We start from the raw sequence: 17927 nt of genomic DNA, 5'->3' as shown, positions 1-17927 counted from the left end.
TCCGTTATGAGTCTAATTATGGTGATTTCGGCTATACTATTCAGCGCATGCGGATATCACAGTGTAAAGGAAGCGTCTGTTCACAGAGCTCCACACATACGGAAAATTTACGTAGAACCTGTCGTAAATAAAACGAACGAAGCATACATAGAAAACACCATAAAATCAGCATTTATCGAATGGCTCATAAAAGGAGGAATTTTTCAGGTTGTTGCCTGTCCAGAAGAGGCAGATGCTGTTCTAGAAATAAAAATTGTCGATCTGAAGTCATCAACTCTTTCTCAATCAACCTCAAACTATGCACTGGAAGAACGTCTTCATCTCACCCTCGATGTTAAACTCAAAGACAGATCTAAAGGAGAAATCATATGGTCCAATCCTGCCTTTCAGGGAACGGCGGACTATTTCGCAGTTACCCTATCTGAAAGGGAAATTGCACGATCGAAATCAATTTCCAAACTTGCTACTGACATAGCAGAAAGGGCGTATCAACTGATGACTTTCGGGTTTTAAATACATTACGTTTGAAACAGAGCATTAACCTTTTTCGTCAGCTTTGAAATTTTCCTTGCCGCATTCCGTTTGTGTATATATCCTTTCGTTCCTGCCCTGCTAATCTTCGGAATAGCTTCCTGAAGTAGCCTCCTGGCTTCCTCCTTATTTGACAGCGACACAGCGTTCAACACCTTTTTCATAGCCGTTTTGATGCTTGATTTTACCGCAGCATTGCGCTGCCTTCTACGCTCGTTCTGTCTTGCCCTTTTTATCGCTGATTTATGCTTCGCCAACGGAACCTCCAAATTGATGCGTGTAGTTTTCGAGGTTGTACTGGGTACCTAAATATTCAAACGATGTCAAGGGGAAATTTATCAGAATACTGCTTGAAAATAACGAACATCTTTTATAAAAGAACACGCGATGATTACTAGGAGTGAAATTACAATCATAGAGGTGGGTCCAAGGGACGGCCTTCAGAATCTCAATTTTTTTGTTCCCACAGCCACAAAAATCTCTCTAATAAAACAGCTCGCTACCTGCGGCATAAAGGAAATTCAAGTGGGCGCTTTTGTAAGCCCGAGGGCTATACCGCAGTTCAGTGATATGGAGGAAGTAATCGAAAACCTTAAAGATTTAGGTGACACTAAATTAAACGTTCTCGTTCCAAACGTGAAAGGGGCAGTAACAGCAGTTTCAAAAGGTATTAAAGAACTAGTTTTCTTTTACTCCTTAAGCGAATCCCACAACCAGAACAATGTTAACCAGAGTAGAGATGAATCCCTTAGAGAGCTTAAAGTAATCAAAGAAGAGTTCGCCACAGAAAAGAGCGTGGATATAACAGTGGCTCTGGCAACCGTTTTCGGTTGTCCCTTTGAAGGATACATACCCAACGATGAAATTGTAAAATACATCGAAAAAACTGTATCTCTTGGTATAAGGAAAATAACACTGTGTGACACTGTTGGTTATGCCCATCCTGCGCTGGTGGAGGAAATACTATCCCTCTGTTTTGAGCTCTTCCCGACAATTGAATTTGCACTTCACCTTCACAACACCCGGGGATTGGGACTTGCCAATGCACTCAAAGCCTATGAAATGGGTATAAGACGATTCGATGCCGCCCTTGGAGGACTGGGAGGATGCCCTTTTGCTCCAGGTGCGACAGGAAACATAGCCACTGAGGATATCGTTTTCATGTTCAACAGTATGGGCTGTGCAACGGACATCGACCTGAATGCGCTCTTAAAAGTGACACACTATTTGCAGGAATCAATTCCTGGAATCATAACAACAAGTGCCGTTTATCACGCAGGGCTTCCAAAATCTTTATCTTGAGGTATTTAAACCATGCTGGAAAGAGAAAACTGCTTGCTTCTTATCATTGACATCCAGGGGAACCTTTTTCTTGCAATGCACAATCGGGATTCCCTTCTAACAAATGTCAAAAAACTAATCAACGGGATAAGAATACTGAATGTACCTATCATCTGTACAGAACAGATTAAGATCGGTGCTACAGTCCCCGAATTAACAGACCTAATGCCGGATGTAAAGCCTATTGTAAAAAGTACATTCAGTTGCTGCGGCGATAGCAATTTCATGAAAATCATACATGCAAATAACCGTAAACAGGTTATACTTTGTGGTATCGAGGCGCACGTTTGTGTTTACCAAACAGCATTGGATCTTCTGAAGATAGGATACGAGGTTCACCTGGTAGCTGATGCTGTAGCTTCCAGATCCCCTCTAAACAGAGAGGTAGGAATTCAGAGAATGGTCTCCGCCGGCGCCATGATCAGTAGCACGGAAATGGTCCTCTTTGAACTTCTAAAAACCGCTGATGATCCGCGGGCGAAAGACATCTTTCAGATAATAAAATGAAAGAACTGAACGGTTTCTCATTTGAAGAATACTTGAAAATTGTTAGATCCTTCCACGGACATCTGACACCGGAGTTGATACTCGGTTGTTTCATGGTAAGGCTAGCACTGGAAAATTTCTACGGTTCTGAGCCTTACTACGTAATATGTGAAACCCCTTATTACCTTCCGGATGCCATTCAGATTCTAACACACTGCACAATCGGAAATGGTATGATGAAAATAATTGATCTTGGGCGACTCGCCGTCACGTTTTACGATAGGAAAAAAGGTGAAGGTATCCGAGTATTCATCGACACTTCCAAAATTTCCAACTGGCCGGAAATCTACAACTGGTACACAGGAAAGAGGGAAAAAATCAAAATACCAGAATCTCTTATCCAAGAGCTAGTCACTGCAGGCGCCTCCATACTCGGATTGCATCCCGTTTCGCTAAAAAAAGAGTACCGCACTGAACATTTCAGTGATATTTTTTCTATTTGCCCTTCCTGTAGAGAAGCATATCCCGCAAAAGACGGTGCCCAATGTCGAGCTTGTCAGGGAAATTCTCCCTACGAATGAATTAATAGGGCTCTATAACCCCTTTTCTGCCTAAAGCTAATGTCTATCCAGACCAACAACTTGGAGCTCAATCTTGATCACTGATTACCTTTTTAAACATTTTCACGATTTCGTCAAATAAACCAGGTATCATGAAGGCGAGTCGTTGAAGCAAAATGACGCAATCCTCATACTCTCGCGTACATGATAGATTGGATAAAACGCTTAAACGGTGAGAAAGATTTATAATAGAGCAAAACCCCCATCTGCCCAGGAGATGGGGGCTACTTTTTGCCACTTACATTCTCATTCTGACTTTATAGTTATCTTCTTCACCCGTGAGCGGGCCTCATCAGTCTTCGGGAGCGTGATACTCAACACGCCCTTTTTGAAAGTAGCCTCGGCTTTTTTAGTATCCACACCTTCAGGCAGAGGGATGGTCCTCGAAAATGCACCGTAGGTGCGCTCCGCATGATAATACCCTTTCTTCCTATCCTCTTTTTCCTCTTTCTTTTCTCCTCTAATGGTCAGGGTATCATCCGTAAGGAGCACCTCTACATCGTTTTCATCCATGCCCGGTAATTCTGCCTGAACAACAAACTCCTTCTCATCCTCTCTTACATCAATTGAAGGGACAAAACGTCCAAACTCCCCTTCAAATGGTGTAACTGACCCAAATCCTCGGAAGAAATCATCGAACAAGCGGTTCAACTCTCTCTGTAATCTATAGAAGGGATGTTCTTCTTCCCTTCTGATGGTAACTCCTCTGTTTCCGAAAATGGAAGGTAGCAGTGATTTGCCGAACATAGTTACTTCACCTCCTTCGCTTAGTTTTCAACCTTTATGGCTATTTTTTTAGCTTTTGCTGCTTCACTCTTAGGAAGCACAAGTCTCAGAACACCGTTCTTTACCGTAGCCTCAATTCTCTCCCGATCAACATCCTCTGGCACACTAAACGACCTTTGATAATCTCCCGCATCATATTCCGAATATACCAAATCCAATCCTTCAAAGGACATGGGTTTCACGCTGCCCCGGATCGTGAGAGTATTCTTTTCTAAAGTAACATCCACGTCATCCACATCAACACCAGGCATATCAGCTAAGAGCACAATACTATCTTTGCTCTCATAAATATCTACCCTTGGGATAAATACCCTTTTATTCCTTGTACGAGCACCTTCTTCAGGCGTGCGAAACTCTTGCTCTTTTACAACCTGAGCTTCCCGCTCCATAATCAATACCCCCTTTCATAATTAATTTAGCCCCGGATATTTATCTTGCGCGGCATATCAGCCTTATCTCTTGGAAGGGTGACCACAAGAACTCCTCTTTCCAAACGGGCTTCAATACCATCGCTGTCAACCCTAAAAGGCAACTTAAAAGTTCTAGCAAAACGCTTGCTATTACGTTCTTTCCGGCGGTAGCTCACTTCCCTCTGGATCTCCTCCTCGCGGCCACCAGCGATAGTAAGCGAGTCACCTAACACGGTAACTTCTATGTTTTCCGGCTCTAAACCGGGCACTTCTGCTGTGACAATCACCTTATCTTCCCCCAACCACATGTTAACGGGCGGAAACGCCGCTTCTGTTCCATAGATAAAACTGGAAAATATCCTGTTCATTTGTTCTCGCAAACGCATCATCTCCGCAAACGGATCCATAAATCTACCAAACCTCCAGAGCGTAGATTCCAACATTGATTCCACCTCCCTATCTAAGTATTCAACTTTTCTTCTTTTTTCGCCACTAATTTAGTTCTTATTTTTTGATTGTCAAGGTGGGGTTCACTTACGAAGATTGTACTTGATCATCTTTAGCTGCAATCCTTTACGGCTAAGTCCGAGCTGACGTGCAGCCTTTGTTATATTACCACCACATTCCTCTAGACAGCGGATGATCAACTGTTTTTCCACCTCGCTGATCTGCTCACGGATGACTTCTTTAAACTGACCACTCTGCACATCGGGTATGCGGTGTTCATCATCAACTGCCAACCTAATCTCTTGAGGAACATCTTCCAACCTCAGCACATGTCCCCGGCACATAAGTATCATCCGCTCAAGAACATTCTCCATCTGTCGTATGTTGCCCGGCCAGCGATAATTCATAAATAGGTTCATTACTTCTTCATCGACACCCGTAACATTTCTTTCGAGCTTCTTGTTGAATTTTTCTATAAAAAAATCCACAAGCGCAGGGATATCGCTTCTTCTCTCCCTTAGTGCTGGCATATGGATGTGCATCACATTCAACCTGTAAAAGAGATCCTCTCTGAATCTTCCCTCCTTTACTTCCTGGAAAAGATTGCGGTTAGTAGCAGCGATGATTCTCACATCAACATGTATGGTGCGCAATCCACCGACCCGCTCAAAGGACTGCTCCTGAATTACTCTCAGTAGCTTAACCTGCATCTCTCGGGGCAATTCACCCACCTCATCGAGAAAAAGCGTACCCTTATGAGCAAGTTCCACTCTCCCCGGCTTATTCACCACAGCTCCGGTAAAAGCCCCCTTCTCGTACCCAAATAGTTCGCTCTCCATTAAATTCTCAGGAATCGCCGCACAGTTTATCTTGATGAATGGATTGTTCCTCCTGGGACTATTCGCATGTATGGCATTCGCCGTTAATTCCTTCCCCGTGCCCGTCTCTCCTGTTATAAGAACTGTCGTTGTGGTGGGAGCCACCCTCCTGATCGTCTCAAAAATGGCAAGCATCTCCGGACTGGAACCCACCATACCGAAACGGTTGAGATCATCAGGGTTAAGTATCACCTCTTCTCGATTGAGATTCCTAGTCCTTACAGCCTTGGATACAATATTCTTCAGATCATCTTGCTCAAAAGGCTTTGTTATATAGTCAAAAGCCCCCTTTTTGATGGCATCCACTGCTGTTGCTACCGTCCCATAGGCTGTAATTAATATGACGGGAATCTCCGGGTATTCATAACGGATCCTCTCAAGAAGACCCATTCCATCTAGACGGGGCATTTTCAGATCGGTGATGACAACGTCGATATCCTTCTTACGGAGCACCTCAAGCGCCTCCATGCCATCGACCGCAGATGTCACCTCATAGCCCTCTTTCCTCAGCATGGTACTTAACACCAGGCGCATGCTCCTGTCATCATCTACAACGAGAAGATGACTCATCCGTATATCCCCCTTATCGCTGTGCATTTAAACGAATGTAAAAGATACTGCCCTGACCTGGAATCGATTTCACTCTTATATGCCCGCCGTGACCTTTGACAATCCTCATGCATATCGCGAGACCAAGACCCACTCCTCGTTCTTTGGTAGTAAAAAAAGGTTTGAAAATATTCTTTATATGCTCCTTTGGAATTCCAGGCCCCGTATCCCTTATAGATATACCTACGGAAACTCCTTCATTTGTGTTAATCCTTCTCGTCCGTATTGTCAACCTCCCCTTCCCACCCATAGCCTCCAGAGCATTGAACGCAATATTCAAGATCACCCTTATTAGCTGTTCCGCATCTACAGATATCTGGGGAATACCATCGCGAAGATCCTCTTCAATTACTACTCCCTGTGCAAGGGGACTTGCGCGTATAATAGAAACAGCCTTTTCTACTACGGTATTCACATCCTGAACCTTAAGATTCAAAGTATAGGGCTTAGCAAAGTAGAGAAACTGGGTCACCACATTGTTAAGTCTATTTACCTCTTCTATTATAACATCCAGCAATCTCTGATCTTCCTCCTTCTCCGATTCCGATCGCAGATACTGAGCAGCGGCTTTAATGGAACCCAGTGGATTTCGTATTTCATGGGCAAGAACAGGGGCCATCTCTTCAAGCAACAAACTCTTCTCCTGTTCCAGCCGACTGTCAAAGGAATAAACAAAATCAAATACATCCTTGCTTTCTGGAAAAAGCATCGTCAGAAGTTTTTTAAAAAAATACCGTGCGGGATCGATTATGATAACGATAAGGAATGACGCAAGCATAACACCGGTGAGGTAAGATGAACCCACCTTGTCCAAAAGGTAAACAACACAGAAGAATGTAGTCATAACTGTTAACGTTAGAACAGCTGTAACAAGCGCACGTGCCATAAGTTCCTTTAACTCCAGAAGTTGAGGATGGGTGATGACAGAGAAAATAAGGTAAAGCAATGCAGCTACGATGAAATTGGAAATAGGTGGCCAGGCAACTCCCAACAGGAAAATCAAGTCAAGTAGGCTTACTAGCAGTGCTGCTGAGACGAATAAAGATACATAAAATAAACGAGCTTTCTCAACTCCATCCCTCTTTCGTGCTAAAACGTAGTACATATCTATATTACCCGCACAGAGCACGGTAAAAACATAAAAGTACACATACCAGTGTCCCGGAAACCATGGGGATTTAATAAAAGCAGCAGATAACGCAATCAGACCCAGCAATGCGGTAAAGATTAACATCCTTCTTGACAAAATACTTCCGTATCCTGTGACGTACCACACAAATAGGAGAAATGATGGTACGATCGAAAAAAGCCCCAGAAGATAAAGGTTAAACCAAAGCTTGTGTTGAGAAATGCCGTACAGAAAATAGTTGATTTTGAAAAAAGAAATGGAAAAACAAAGAATGGCAAAGGAGATCATGGTGCCGCTAAGTTTCCTCGTGATAAGGACCTTAACGGCAAGAGCAAAACTTAATACAGCCAGGACGAATGTTTCCACACAAGCATTATAGAATGCCTTCCCCTTAAGTCAAGAATAAGACCGTACTTTTAAAAAAGTAACAACAGAAAAGAGGGAGCCACTCCTCCGAACAGATCATCTCCTAAGTCTAAACATAGCGGAAACAGACAGCGCTTTCGTAAACAGGTGGAACCACAGTAAATTGTATATCCTCATTAGTGTGATATTCGCTAGCACTTCTATGCACAGAATAATCAAAATCTACCGTGATATCCGTATCCCCTTCCAATAGATTGGTCAGATCGTAGTAAAAAAACTCTACGTCTAATTTCTCCCCTGACTCCAAGCTCAAGGGATGATTTTCTAAGCTCAAATAATCTATTATATACTCCATTCCTCCAAACTCGTAAGGTACCTCTACACCAAATCCAGACCCATAAATACCAGAATTCATACTTCACACCCTCCTTTTGCCAAACTATTAAACATCCTATCCATAAACCGTGCCATATCTAAGCTTATTTAAACATCAAAATTAATTGAAATCACTGAATATTTAGACGAGCAACCAACAAAAAAACAGACTGGCTATGCGAAAGCATTTTCGCAGTGCGAACCCATCTATACGGTGTAATACTAAGTTACCGTTATTATTCGAATTGAATCAATCGAAAAATTGTTATAAAAATTTGTTCGGGATGGAGAAAAGAGAGAGAATAAAAAAATTTCAGAGAGCCCTTGAAGATAACGGAATAGAATTTGCCATCGTGGGGTATTCACGAAATGTATTCTATTTAACCGGTACTTCACAACCATCATGGTTACTCGTTACACCTAACGAGTATGCCCTTTATGTCCGCCATGGATTACCCTTTGCAAAGGAAGAAGTCTTCATACCTCTGGACAAAGTTAGAGAGGAAAAAAAACTAAAATTCCTTTTGTCTATGATTCAGTCCAAAAGGTTAACTGAGAAAACCTCTTTAGGGCTGGAAATGGATATAATTACTGCAAAAGATTGGCTGACAATTAAAAATACCATACCTAATGTTAATTGTGTAAACATTTCCCCACTCATCATGGATCAGAGGAAGAAAAAAGATGTGCAAGAAATAGAGGCAATAAAAAGGGCCTGTATCGCCGTTAATGCAGGACATGGAGCCATACTTAATACGTTAAAAGAGGGTATTACAGAACTGGAGCTGGCTGCGGCTATCGAATACGCTCACCGCCTTGCTGGGCATGAAGGAATATTTTTTATCAGACAACCAGACTTTTTCATGAGCAGGGGACCACTTGCCTCGGGTGAAAACCTCTTTCGTACAAGTGGTGTTGTGCAGACGATTTCAGGTGTTGGACTTAGCCCCGCTGTTCCCGCAGGACCATCAAAAAGAAAAGTATCAAAAGGTGATGTGGTTATTGTGGACATTCCAACTCTGGTTGAGGGTTATCATGCGGACCAAGCAAGAACCTACGTCCTTGGAAAAGCAAAAACCAAAATCCACGAGCTCTTTAATGCATTGAGAGAGATTGCAGATTATCTCATAGACAATATAAAACCAGGTATAAAAGCGAATGCGGTATACAGACTCGCAGTACAAAAGGCCGCCCAGGTGGGTAAAGAAAAAGAATTTCAGTCCCTTGAAGGAGGGAAAAAAGCGCACCTCGTAGGACATGGGGTAGGACTAGAGTTAAACGAACCTCCCATTCTTGCTGAGCATGACCATTCTGAAATTGGAGAGGGTGCAGTCATCGCACTGGATTTACACATGATGGATGAAAGTGTCGGGGCAGTAAAACTTGAAGATATGATTCTCGTCAAAAATCATGAGAATGAAATCATTACACTTTCACCCAGAGTTCTCTGCGAAGTCTAGTGGCGCGAACTGAGCTTCTCAGGAGATCCCATCTCTGCCATTTTCTCAGCCATCGATGCATACCATACACTCATGCCGTAAAATCCCTTTCTTGCACATACCTGAGATAGTTTCCTGAATAACTGCTCATCAACGTATCCCTCTCCTATCATTTCTTCCCCCAAACTGATGCCCCTGTCAAAATCTTCCTCATCCATAAAGATATCTATGAGTGAAATTGCTGCTTGAACGTTATGTGGTTCTCTTTTTAAAATAAAAAAAAGTTCCTTCTTAGCACCTTCTACTTCCTTGCTTTCTTTCAACGCCCAAGCATACTCAAAGCGAAGCGAACAATCATCTATCTTATAAGCAAGTACTCTCTCGTAAATCTCCGACGCTTTCTTCCACTCACCCAATTTACCGTATACCCTGGCGATCCACCATAGACTTTCATCTCTTCTATAGGAAAGATCAAAAGCTTTATGAAAAGATTCAAGGGCGCCATCAAAATTCCCCGCATAATAGTTAGCCCTGCCCAAATTGAAATGTATTATACCCAACTGGGGTTTAATCTTCAGCGCCTCACAGAGAACGGGTAAAGCGCTAAAAGGATTACCGCTATCAATATAATAAGCCCCCAAATTGTTCATCGCTATAAAGTTGCGATCAGTCACCCTCAAAGCCCTCTCCATAAGTGTTTCAGTATTGCGCCAGTATCCCGTTTGAAACCACGCGGCTATTGAAAAAGCAACGATAACAGCAACCCAAAAACCATTTATTATCATTTGCTTAAGTTTTGTTCTTGCACAGTCCTCTATCCCCCATACACACATAAGGAATAAACCATTTATTGTCACGTAACTGTAACGATCCGCAATTGCATGGGGTCCTATTTGAATAATCCCACACACAGGAAACAGAGTTATTAAATACCAAAACCAACCCACAGCGAGATATGGATACTTCTCCCGGCAAGATAAAACAAAAATCGTAACACCCAACAAGAAAAACAAAGCTCCTACAACCTGCCATGCAGGGATGTAGTCTGGGTAAGGGTAATGAAAGGTAAGGTTATTAGGGAAAATGGTGAGTACGACGTACTTCACATAAGATACCAAAGCATTTGCTATACGTTTCAGCAAACCCAAGTCTTCCAGAGGCGTAATGGCCCCAACTTTCTTCTCCGTATATATCACAAGCAAAGAGGCAGCAAACGATGCAACAAAAAAGGGGATCTTTTCAAAAAATAGTCGTTTAATCGGCGTTTCTGGAAAACGTCTGAGGGGCCATAGATCTAAAAGCAGCATTACTACCGGGAAGGTGACCACCATCGGTTTCGCCATTAACGCCAAAATGAAGAACAGAAAAGTTCCTATATACCATCCCCAATGTAACAACCTCGCGTAACGTACATATGCAAGGAGGCTAGCAAAACCAAAAAGCGTCGAAAGCACATCCTTCCTTTGGGCAACCCAGGCAACGGACTCCACATGAAGTGGGTGAACGGCAAAGAGAATGGCTACGAGGAAGCTTTTCTTTACATCATCCGTTGCGGCCTTTAGAAATAAGAAAAAGATGATACTAGAAGCAAGGTGAATCACCACATTCGTCCAGTGGAAGGCCCCCGTGTTTAATCCGAAAAGTTCCATATCCAGCATCAGGGACAACCACGTTAAAGGATGCCAAAATCCCGCCTCTGTCGCGGTTATAGCCCATCTTACACCTTCCCAGGTAACACCCTTCATAATATGGAGTTTACCCGTTGTGTAAACATCATCATCGTAATATACGAACTTGAAATCTTGAACCTGAAAATAAATGCAAAGAACCGCGAAAGATAATAATAACGAACAAATTATAGCTCTTCTAATTTCACTACCCACATTAGAAACAAAATAAAGGGGTGATGTATTCACCCCTTTACTCCTCTTAACAAAAACCATTTCTTTATGGTGTAATTGCCCCTGTACTATCCACCGTAAAGGCACGACCTCCACCAGTGTGAGAGGCAGTAATTTGTAAGGCAGCTTGCGTCCCATTAACCACAGTCGTAACTACATTTGCCGTTGTATTGAAGCCATAACTCTTAAGAGCATCAAGAGTAGCGGTACCACCCGGGTTATCAGAGAAAAATGCCTGTGCAGCTGTGAAAGCATTCTTCACATCCGCCCGAGCAGCCGCCTCGTAACCCCTTGTTCTGTACGCCATGAACTGCGGAATGGCGATTGCAGCAAGTATTCCAATAATCGCAATGACTATCATCAACTCAATAAGAGTGAAACCCTTCTCACCTCTTTTTCTTCTGAACACCTTCATATTCAACCTCCTTCATTTTTTTTAGCAAAGACACACACTTCTTATAGGTCAAATTCCCCGCATCACCCCCTTTTTTGCGCTAATCAAATACCACATTAAACCGCTTCATTCAAATTTTTTTTACCATAAGCAGACAAACTGGTTATTTTAAATCGATTTTTCAAAAGGATTGCAATATTTGTCATCTTTAATTAGACTTAAAAAAATTGGGAGAAGACGTGATATGTACGAAATTTCCATCCGAGAATGTTTCTCCGCCGCACACAGCCTGGAAATGGGTGGTAGGTGTGAAAACCTCCATGGACATAACTACCATGTGGAAATAACTGTATCTGGACCCGCATTAGATGAAAAAGGAATTCTGGTTGATTTTCGGGATTTAAAAAGATGGGTATCCGAAATACTGGAGACACTGGATCACTCTTATCTCAACGAAACCTCCGCTTTCAGAGGGATAAACCCCTCAGCAGAAAACATCGCTGCCTACATATACAAAGAGTTACTTTCACGCATCAAAATACCAGGTGTGAAACTCAAGGAGGTAACCGTCTGGGAATCGGATAACGCCAGAGCAACTTACAAAGAGCCATGATGGACATACAGAATCAGAAGGACCATCGCCGCATTGATATTACAAAAGTGGGAGTAAAAGGTATCAAGTATCCCATACTTGTCCTCGATAAAAAAGCGGGCACGCAATATGTGAACGCTACTATAAACATGTATGTGAATCTACCCCACCACTTCAAAGGAACCCACATGAGCCGTTTTGTAGAAGTACTAAACGAATTCCGAGGACAGATAAACCTGAAAACTTTTCACTTAATTCTCACAAAAATCAAAGAAAAACTGCACGCAGAGTCTTCCTTCATGGAAATTACATTTCCATATTTTGTCGAAAAGAGTGCGCCGATCTCTGGTGCGAGGAGTCTAATGGAGTACCAGTGTTCTTTCAGTGGGGAAATCAACGGAAATTCTCTGGATTTTATCGTAGGAGTAACGGTTCCCGTAACAACCGTGTGTCCCTGTTCCAAGGAGATAAGTAAAGTAGGAGCCCACAACCAACGGAGTATGGTGACCGTGAAGGTACGTTTCAGAAAATTTTTCTGGATCGAGGACCTGATAAAGATCGTCGAAGAGTCTGCAAGCGGTGAAGTTTATACACTTCTGAAACGTCCAGACGAAAAATACATCACAGAAAAAAGTTACGCCAACCCTATGTTTGTAGAAGACGTGGTACGAAACGTAGCCCTTCGGCTCAACGAAATAGAAAATTTCACGTGGTACAGCGTGGAAGCAGAGAATTTTGAGAGCATTCACAACCATAGCGCCTATGCTTATGTGGAGAAAAAACTACCATGACAGAAACATTCTTCAACCTTTACAGCCACGGCTTCATAAGAGTGGCAGTCTGCGTTCCTGAAGTTCGTGTTTCCGACGTTTATTTTAACACTGAGAAGACCATAGAACTCGCCGAGGAAGCGGAAAAAAATAAGGCCATACTCGTTTTATTCCCCGAATTAGGCTTAACAGCGTACTCTAACGAGGATCTATTCCATCAGGAAGCTCTCATAAGTGCCGCCTTAGAAGGTATAGAACGCGTGAAAAAGGCGTCAGTGAAGATGAACATAATTATCATCGTTGGTTTGCCACTTCAGGTAGAAAACAAACTCTTCAATTGTGGTGCGGTCATACACCAGGGTGCAATTCTAGGTGTGGCTGTAAAATCCTACCTCCCAAACTACAGAGAGTTCTACGAAAGAAGACAGTTCTGCCCCGCCGAAGAAGCCTTATCAAAAAAGGTGCGCCTCGCTGGCATAGATGACATTCCCTTTGGTGCAAATCTACTATTCCAAGTTTCGAACATAAGGAATTTCTGCTTTTTTATAGAGATATGCGAAGATCTCTGGGTCCCAATTCCCCCTTCAAGTTTCGCAGCAATGGCAGGCGCAACAGTCATCGCTAACCTCTCCGCATCTAATGTCACAATTGGAAAATCCGAGTACAGACAAAGTCTGGCAGGTAACCAATCTGCAAGATGTCTAGCAGCTTATCTATATGCGGCTTCAGGGCCAGGAGAATCCACTACGGATCTCGCGTGGGACGGACATGCCATGATATACGAGAATGGCAATTTGCTTGCTGAAACACAAAGGTTTCTTAGAGAACCCCAGATCATATACGCTGACATCGATCTCGATCGTTTAAGTCAGGATCGCATGCGTATGAACACCTTCAATCAATGCAGCAGAACTTTCAAAAAAGAATTAGAACTTTTTAGAAAGATTACTTTTGAAGTAAAAGTTCCCACAGTTGGCCGGGGTGAAAAGCTGCTCCTCGATCGTGAGGTGTCAAGATTTCCCTATATCCCTGCCGACCCAAAGAAAAGGGATCAAAGGTGCTTCGAAGCATACAACATCCAGGTTAATGGTCTCGCGAAACGACTGGAAGCTACAGGAATAGAGAAGGTTGTTATAGGCGTATCCGGTGGACTCGACTCAACACACGCACTAATTGTAGCAGCGAGAACTATGGATCTCCTTGGCTTACCACGAACCAATGTTAAAGCTTATACTATGCCAGGCTTTGCGACTTCGGAAAAAACGTACACCAATGCAAAGAGACTCATGAAAGCTCTCGGAGTGGAGATTAACGAACTGGATATACGGGACAGTTCTCTACTAATGCTAAAAAATATCGGTCATCCATTCGCTTTCGGGCAAAAGGTCTACGATATAACCTTCGAAAATGTTCAGGCCGGAGAAAGAACTTCCTATCTATTCCGCTTGGCCAATATGCACGGAGCATTGGTGGTAGGTACAGGAGACTTGAGTGAACTTGCCCTAGGCTGGTGCACTTACGGCGTGGGTGATCATATGTCCCACTATAACGTCAATTCTAGTGTACCAAAAACCCTCATACAACACCTTATAAGATGGGTAGCGGAAAGGGAAATTTTCTCACCCGAGGTGTCGCAAATATTGAGAGAAATACTCGACACCGAAATAAGTCCGGAGCTCATCCCGGGCGAAGACAAAGACCAACCGGCTCAGAAAACAGAAGAGGTATTAGGACCTTTTGAGCTTCAGGATTTCAACAATTTCTACATCACACGGTACGGTTATTTGCCCACTAAAGTTGCCTTTCTGGCTTATAACGCGTGGCACGATGTGAATAAAGGAGAATGGCCCGATATTCCTCAAAGCAAGCGCAAAGCTTACACTATAGGAGAAATAAAACGTTGGCTCAACGTATATCTCTATCGATTCTTCAAAACGACCCAGTTTAAACGCTCCTGTATGCCCAATGGTCCTAAGGTTGGTTCAGGGGGATCACTTTCTCCTAGAGGAGACTACAGAGCACCGAGTGACAGTGAAGCCACGGTGTGGCTTGAAAACGCCAAACTAATACCCGACGAGGAATAAGAGAACATGATAAGGATAGGAGACAGAAAAGAACAGTACCGCGATTTTGAAGCACTAGAACTCTTCTGTCCTAGATGTCGCCGCGCCGTGCCAGTAAGGAAACGGTTACTTTTGATCCTACCAGATGGCGAAAAATACGATTATACTTGTGTATTTTGTGGTACATCAGTTGGTGATAAAATCGTAAAATCTGCCGAGAACATACATTTGATAATCCCTTAAAAGAAAAGCCGGCATTCTTTAGTAAATACCGGCTTTTCTTTACGATGTTTTTCCTATCCTATCTTCCTATAACGTAACGGTATGGATCAACCTGTTCCCTGAGAATCACAAGCTCCTCTTCCGTCGGCGGTGGGTTCTCAACGATCTTCGGAGCTCTGAGTAATTCAAAACCACAATTATCCTGAACATCTTTCTCTGAATATCCCGGATTGATAGCAATGATTCTCATACGCTTAGATTCGGGCTCAAAATCCATCACCGCCATGTTGGTGATAATCTTGTAAGGTCCCGCTCCAAGGGGAAGTCCCGACCTCGCACGAGAATCACCGCCCTGCAACCAACCAGGCGTGGTTATGAATTGAACTTTCTCAGTAAATCGACGAGGATCCTGTGGTGTCATGACGATCATACGCCAACAGAAGGAAGCAAAATCATTTGCCCCCCCACTACCAGGGAAGCGTACTTTCGGTTTCTGGTGATCAGGCCCAATTCGTGTGGAATTTAGGTTGCCGTACATATCTATCTGGGCACCACCAAGGAATGTATAGTCAAGCATACCCCTGCAGGCGGTTTCCATTATTTCACACATACCACTGGCCATAACCGCCTTCCAGGTTGTCCTAGAATCGCCAACCGAAATGGGCATTTCGGGAATCTGAGGTACAGCTCCTCCCGCCTCGAATACTATGACAAGATTTGGGGAATGCAGCTTCTGGGCCAACATGGCAGCGGCACATGGCGCACCTGTACCAACCCCAACAGAAGCACCGTCTTCAAGTTCCCTTGCAGCGGTGCAAATCATAAGTTCCATTGTATTGTAATTTGCCATTTGAATTACCTCCTCCTTTCCTTAAGCCCTAGCACCGATAAACATAAACTCTTTCTGACGGAGCATCTGCATTTTACGAATGCCACCGTTCTTCTCCACATACTCAATATGGTCTTTGCAACTGTATATGTTTTTATCGAGAAACCTCTTGAACTCGTCTGGATCTTCCTCTGCTTTCAGCCATTCACGCAGATGTTCTTCATCAGAGAAGTATTCACCGTACATATTTCCTGGATAACTACCAAAAGGCACTTCACAAACTGCATCAACACACCAGTAGGGGATCACAGTTAAACTGGGATTATTTCTAATTTCATCATGAGGTATCAATCGTTCACAGGTAATTATCAGCCTCTTCGCTGCGCGTGCCACATCAAAATCGGATACGGTTATACCTCTTACACGGCAGTTTCCATAAATATCCGCCTCATGGACATGAATGGCCGCCACATCCGGGTAAATCGCTGGTAGTGCCACGTACTTCGTTCCCGTAAATGGACAACTTATAACTTTTGCCCCACTATACTTAAACGTATCTGTCCCAAGCATATTACGAGCGGGGTAGAAAGATACACCAGCAGCTGCAGCTTTGAACCTCACAGACAACGCATAGTTAGTCCATTCACTCACTTCTACCTTTCCGCTCTCCATGTAACGTCTCGCATTGGGAGAAAGTCCACGCGCTTCAAGTCCCACTATGTACGCCACATCAACCTTGTTGAAACACTCTCCTGCGCACAAAATCTGAAAATCATGCGTTGAAGTATGCCCCGCAAAGGCGAGATTTTTCTTCCCCTGACGGACAATTTCATGAGCAACAGCTGTGGGAATCCTATTTGCCCCAAAACCACCTAATACAAGATAATCTCCATCGTGAACAAATTTCTCCACCGCCTCTTTTACAGTCATCAATTTGCTTTCTAATTTTCGATTCTTCTTGCGGAAAAACTCCCTTGCCTTATCCGCATCGGGATCCGTGAATATCTTTCCGATTCCTTGCTCTAAAACTTCCACTGATCAACCCTCCTCCATAGATTTGAATTTACTTTTAAGTAAGACGTGTTACTTGAGATCTCAAGCTCGACTGTTTTTAACACACATTTCTCAACCTTTTCAAGAGGGAAATTTCTTTATCTACCAACAAACCACCAAGATTCCCCTTTATTACTCACCTCCTCTTCTTTTTTATAACGTCACCGAGAGAAACAAATCCTCCACCTTGCCTACTATCTTTTGTCTCCTCAGTGTAAACCAATCCAAACTCAGGACCGGTACTATCTTTAGCAAGATAATCTGCAAGAATCTCCCGACTGTGGATGTTCTCATGACAGTACACACACAAATTCTCCCAGTTGCTCCCGTCTGCAGGATTGTTGAAATGATTTCCATCCTTATGGTGAACGGTAAGCAAATGAATATCCTTTTCCGAAAACGATCTCCCGCAACGAGCACATACAAGACCGTGAATAGCAAGCGACCTCTCCCGATAGTTACCAAAAGAGGCCTTTCTTTCCTCTTGTAGTCGTCGTAAAACCTCTTCCAAAGATTCGCTCTGAGTCTTACGATCTACCTGTACTGATGACCTAACTTTACGCCCCTTTTTAGAAAATGTCATTTTTACCATAACTTCACAAACGTCGTGTGGATTCAAAAAAAATTACTTAACCTGACGGGAAGCCGCCAAAACCTTAAAAAATACACGAATCCCCTTTGTTAAA

Annotated in this window: 20 protein-coding genes and 1 pseudogene; 9 read left to right on the top strand and 12 right to left on the bottom strand. The window is 43.2% G+C overall.

Annotation, left to right across the window (positions count from 1 at the left end):
• Positions 1–18: 18 nt before the first annotated feature.
• On the top strand, positions 19–513 hold the full coding sequence (locus N2317_02230; GenBank protein ID MCX7816316.1) for a penicillin-binding protein activator LpoB: 495 nt from the start codon (positions 19–21) through the stop codon (positions 511–513).
• A 5-nt stretch (positions 514–518) separates the two neighbouring features.
• Here the strand turns inward: N2317_02230 and rpsT are convergent, their stop codons facing one another.
• Complete coding sequence (rpsT, locus tag N2317_02225; GenBank protein ID MCX7816315.1) at positions 519–788, bottom strand: 30S ribosomal protein S20; 270 nt, start codon at positions 786–788, stop codon at positions 519–521.
• A 130-nt stretch (positions 789–918) separates the two neighbouring features.
• On the opposite strand from rpsT, the gene N2317_02220 reads away from it, so the two are divergent.
• Genes N2317_02220 through N2317_02210 form a run of 3 tightly spaced genes read left to right on the top strand, consistent with a single transcriptional unit; the run spans position 919 to position 2939 of the window.
• Positions 919–1833, top strand: coding sequence for a hydroxymethylglutaryl-CoA lyase (locus N2317_02220; GenBank protein ID MCX7816314.1), 915 nt, complete (start codon positions 919–921; stop codon positions 1831–1833).
• A gap of 12 nt (positions 1834–1845) precedes the next feature.
• Positions 1846–2379, top strand: a complete 534-nt coding sequence (locus N2317_02215; GenBank protein MCX7816313.1) for a hydrolase — start codon at positions 1846–1848, stop codon at positions 2377–2379.
• Positions 2376–2939 carry a formylmethanofuran dehydrogenase subunit E family protein gene (locus N2317_02210; GenBank protein MCX7816312.1) on the top strand — a complete coding sequence of 188 codons (564 nt, stop codon included), beginning with the start codon at positions 2376–2378 and terminating at the stop codon, positions 2937–2939. The genes N2317_02215 and N2317_02210 overlap by 4 nt, the downstream gene beginning before the upstream one ends.
• A 285-nt stretch (positions 2940–3224) precedes the next feature.
• Here N2317_02210 and N2317_02205 read toward each other — a convergent pair whose 3' ends face one another.
• The 6 genes from N2317_02205 to N2317_02180 all read right to left on the bottom strand — a co-directional run bounded on the left by N2317_02205 (position 3225) and on the right by N2317_02180 (position 8018).
• Complete coding sequence (locus tag N2317_02205) at positions 3225–3725, bottom strand: Hsp20/alpha crystallin family protein (protein MCX7816311.1); 501 nt, start codon at positions 3723–3725, stop codon at positions 3225–3227.
• A gap of 20 nt (positions 3726–3745) precedes the next feature.
• On the bottom strand, positions 3746–4153 hold the full coding sequence (locus N2317_02200) for an Hsp20/alpha crystallin family protein (GenBank protein MCX7816310.1): 408 nt from the start codon (positions 4151–4153) through the stop codon (positions 3746–3748).
• Positions 4154–4179: 26 nt separating this feature from the next.
• Positions 4180–4617 (bottom strand): Hsp20/alpha crystallin family protein, encoded by a 438-nt coding sequence (locus N2317_02195; protein MCX7816309.1) that lies wholly within the window; start codon positions 4615–4617, stop codon positions 4180–4182.
• Between the two features lie 87 nt (positions 4618–4704).
• The gene (locus N2317_02190; protein ID MCX7816308.1) at positions 4705–6069 is read right to left on the bottom strand and encodes a sigma-54 dependent transcriptional regulator; all 1365 of its coding nucleotides are present in this window, start codon (positions 6067–6069) and stop codon (positions 4705–4707) included.
• Between the two features lie 13 nt (positions 6070–6082).
• Positions 6083–7603: an ATP-binding protein gene (locus tag N2317_02185; protein MCX7816307.1), complete on the bottom strand. Its 1521-nt coding sequence runs from the start codon at positions 7601–7603 to the stop codon at positions 6083–6085.
• A gap of 109 nt (positions 7604–7712) precedes the next feature.
• A complete protein-coding gene (locus N2317_02180) occupies positions 7713–8018 on the bottom strand; it encodes a hypothetical protein (GenBank protein MCX7816306.1) in 306 nt (101 codons plus the stop codon).
• A 244-nt stretch (positions 8019–8262) separates the two neighbouring features.
• Between N2317_02180 and N2317_02175 the strand changes: the two genes are divergently transcribed.
• On the top strand, positions 8263–9438 hold the full coding sequence (locus tag N2317_02175) for a Xaa-Pro peptidase family protein (protein ID MCX7816305.1): 1176 nt from the start codon (positions 8263–8265) through the stop codon (positions 9436–9438).
• Here the strand turns inward: N2317_02175 and N2317_02170 are convergent.
• Both N2317_02170 and N2317_02165 read right to left on the bottom strand, forming a co-directional pair.
• A complete protein-coding gene (locus N2317_02170) occupies positions 9435–11333 on the bottom strand; it encodes a tetratricopeptide repeat protein (protein ID MCX7816304.1) in 1899 nt (632 codons plus the stop codon). The two genes, N2317_02175 and N2317_02170, sit on opposite strands and share 4 nt — an antisense overlap.
• A gap of 292 nt (positions 11334–11625) precedes the next feature.
• Positions 11626–11733, bottom strand: a pseudogene (locus tag N2317_02165) (prepilin-type N-terminal cleavage/methylation domain-containing protein).
• Positions 11734–11956: 223 nt separating this feature from the next.
• Here N2317_02165 and queD point away from each other — a divergent pair.
• The 4 genes from queD to N2317_02145 are packed head-to-tail and all read left to right on the top strand — an operon-like array spanning position 11957 to position 15380.
• Entirely contained in the window at positions 11957–12325 is a 369-nt protein-coding gene (queD, locus tag N2317_02160) for a 6-carboxytetrahydropterin synthase QueD (GenBank protein ID MCX7816303.1), read from the top strand.
• Entirely contained in the window at positions 12322–13095 is a 774-nt protein-coding gene (gene folE2, locus N2317_02155; protein MCX7816302.1) for a GTP cyclohydrolase FolE2, read from the top strand. The genes queD and folE2 overlap by 4 nt, the downstream gene beginning before the upstream one ends.
• On the top strand, positions 13092–15158 hold the full coding sequence (locus tag N2317_02150) for an NAD(+) synthase (GenBank protein MCX7816301.1): 2067 nt from the start codon (positions 13092–13094) through the stop codon (positions 15156–15158). The genes folE2 and N2317_02150 overlap by 4 nt, the downstream gene beginning before the upstream one ends.
• A 6-nt stretch (positions 15159–15164) precedes the next feature.
• Positions 15165–15380: a cytoplasmic protein gene (locus N2317_02145; GenBank protein MCX7816300.1), complete on the top strand. Its 216-nt coding sequence runs from the start codon at positions 15165–15167 to the stop codon at positions 15378–15380.
• Between the two features lie 58 nt (positions 15381–15438).
• Here the strand turns inward: N2317_02145 and N2317_02140 are convergent, their stop codons facing one another.
• From N2317_02140 to N2317_02130, 3 genes are all read right to left on the bottom strand, one after another.
• Positions 15439–16209, bottom strand: coding sequence for a ketoacid-CoA transferase (locus N2317_02140; GenBank protein MCX7816299.1), 771 nt, complete (start codon positions 16207–16209; stop codon positions 15439–15441).
• 21 nt (positions 16210–16230) lie between these two features.
• Positions 16231–17223 (bottom strand): hypothetical protein, encoded by a 993-nt coding sequence (locus N2317_02135; GenBank protein ID MCX7816298.1) that lies wholly within the window; start codon positions 17221–17223, stop codon positions 16231–16233.
• 154 nt (positions 17224–17377) lie between these two features.
• Positions 17378–17824, bottom strand: a complete 447-nt coding sequence (locus N2317_02130; GenBank protein MCX7816297.1) for a YajD family HNH nuclease — start codon at positions 17822–17824, stop codon at positions 17378–17380.
• Between the last annotated feature and the right edge of the window lie 103 nt (positions 17825–17927).

Source organism: Syntrophales bacterium (genome assembly GCA_026417625.1).
Classification (GTDB): domain Bacteria; phylum Desulfobacterota; class Syntrophia; order Syntrophales; family UBA8958; genus JAOACW01.
The sequence above is the reverse complement of the archived record's forward strand: the minus strand, read 5'-3'. Positions and strand labels throughout refer to the sequence as shown.

What these genes read in the sequence shown, in the direction of transcription:
- N2317_02230 (MCX7816316.1), top strand. Translation starts at nt 19, where the DNA reads ATGGTGATTTCGGCTATACTATTCAGCGCATGCGGATATCACAGTGTA.
- N2317_02220 (MCX7816314.1), top strand. Translation starts at nt 919, where the DNA reads ATGATTACTAGGAGTGAAATTACAATCATAGAGGTGGGTCCAAGGGAC.
- N2317_02215 (MCX7816313.1), top strand. Translation starts at nt 1,846, where the DNA reads ATGCTGGAAAGAGAAAACTGCTTGCTTCTTATCATTGACATCCAGGGG.
- N2317_02210 (MCX7816312.1), top strand. Translation starts at nt 2,376, where the DNA reads ATGAAAGAACTGAACGGTTTCTCATTTGAAGAATACTTGAAAATTGTT.
- N2317_02205 (MCX7816311.1), bottom strand. Translation starts at nt 3,725, where the DNA reads ATGTTCGGCAAATCACTGCTACCTTCCATTTTCGGAAACAGAGGAGTT.
- N2317_02200 (MCX7816310.1), bottom strand. Translation starts at nt 4,153, where the DNA reads ATGGAGCGGGAAGCTCAGGTTGTAAAAGAGCAAGAGTTTCGCACGCCT.
- N2317_02195 (MCX7816309.1), bottom strand. Translation starts at nt 4,617, where the DNA reads ATGTTGGAATCTACGCTCTGGAGGTTTGGTAGATTTATGGATCCGTTT.
- N2317_02190 (MCX7816308.1), bottom strand. Translation starts at nt 6,069, where the DNA reads ATGAGTCATCTTCTCGTTGTAGATGATGACAGGAGCATGCGCCTGGTG.
- N2317_02180 (MCX7816306.1), bottom strand. Translation starts at nt 8,018, where the DNA reads ATGAATTCTGGTATTTATGGGTCTGGATTTGGTGTAGAGGTACCTTAC.
- N2317_02175 (MCX7816305.1), top strand. Translation starts at nt 8,263, where the DNA reads ATGGAGAAAAGAGAGAGAATAAAAAAATTTCAGAGAGCCCTTGAAGAT.
- queD (MCX7816303.1), top strand. Translation starts at nt 11,957, where the DNA reads ATGTACGAAATTTCCATCCGAGAATGTTTCTCCGCCGCACACAGCCTG.
- folE2 (MCX7816302.1), top strand. Translation starts at nt 12,322, where the DNA reads ATGATGGACATACAGAATCAGAAGGACCATCGCCGCATTGATATTACA.
- N2317_02150 (MCX7816301.1), top strand. Translation starts at nt 13,092, where the DNA reads ATGACAGAAACATTCTTCAACCTTTACAGCCACGGCTTCATAAGAGTG.
- N2317_02145 (MCX7816300.1), top strand. Translation starts at nt 15,165, where the DNA reads ATGATAAGGATAGGAGACAGAAAAGAACAGTACCGCGATTTTGAAGCA.
- N2317_02140 (MCX7816299.1), bottom strand. Translation starts at nt 16,209, where the DNA reads ATGGCAAATTACAATACAATGGAACTTATGATTTGCACCGCTGCAAGG.
- N2317_02130 (MCX7816297.1), bottom strand. Translation starts at nt 17,824, where the DNA reads ATGACATTTTCTAAAAAGGGGCGTAAAGTTAGGTCATCAGTACAGGTA.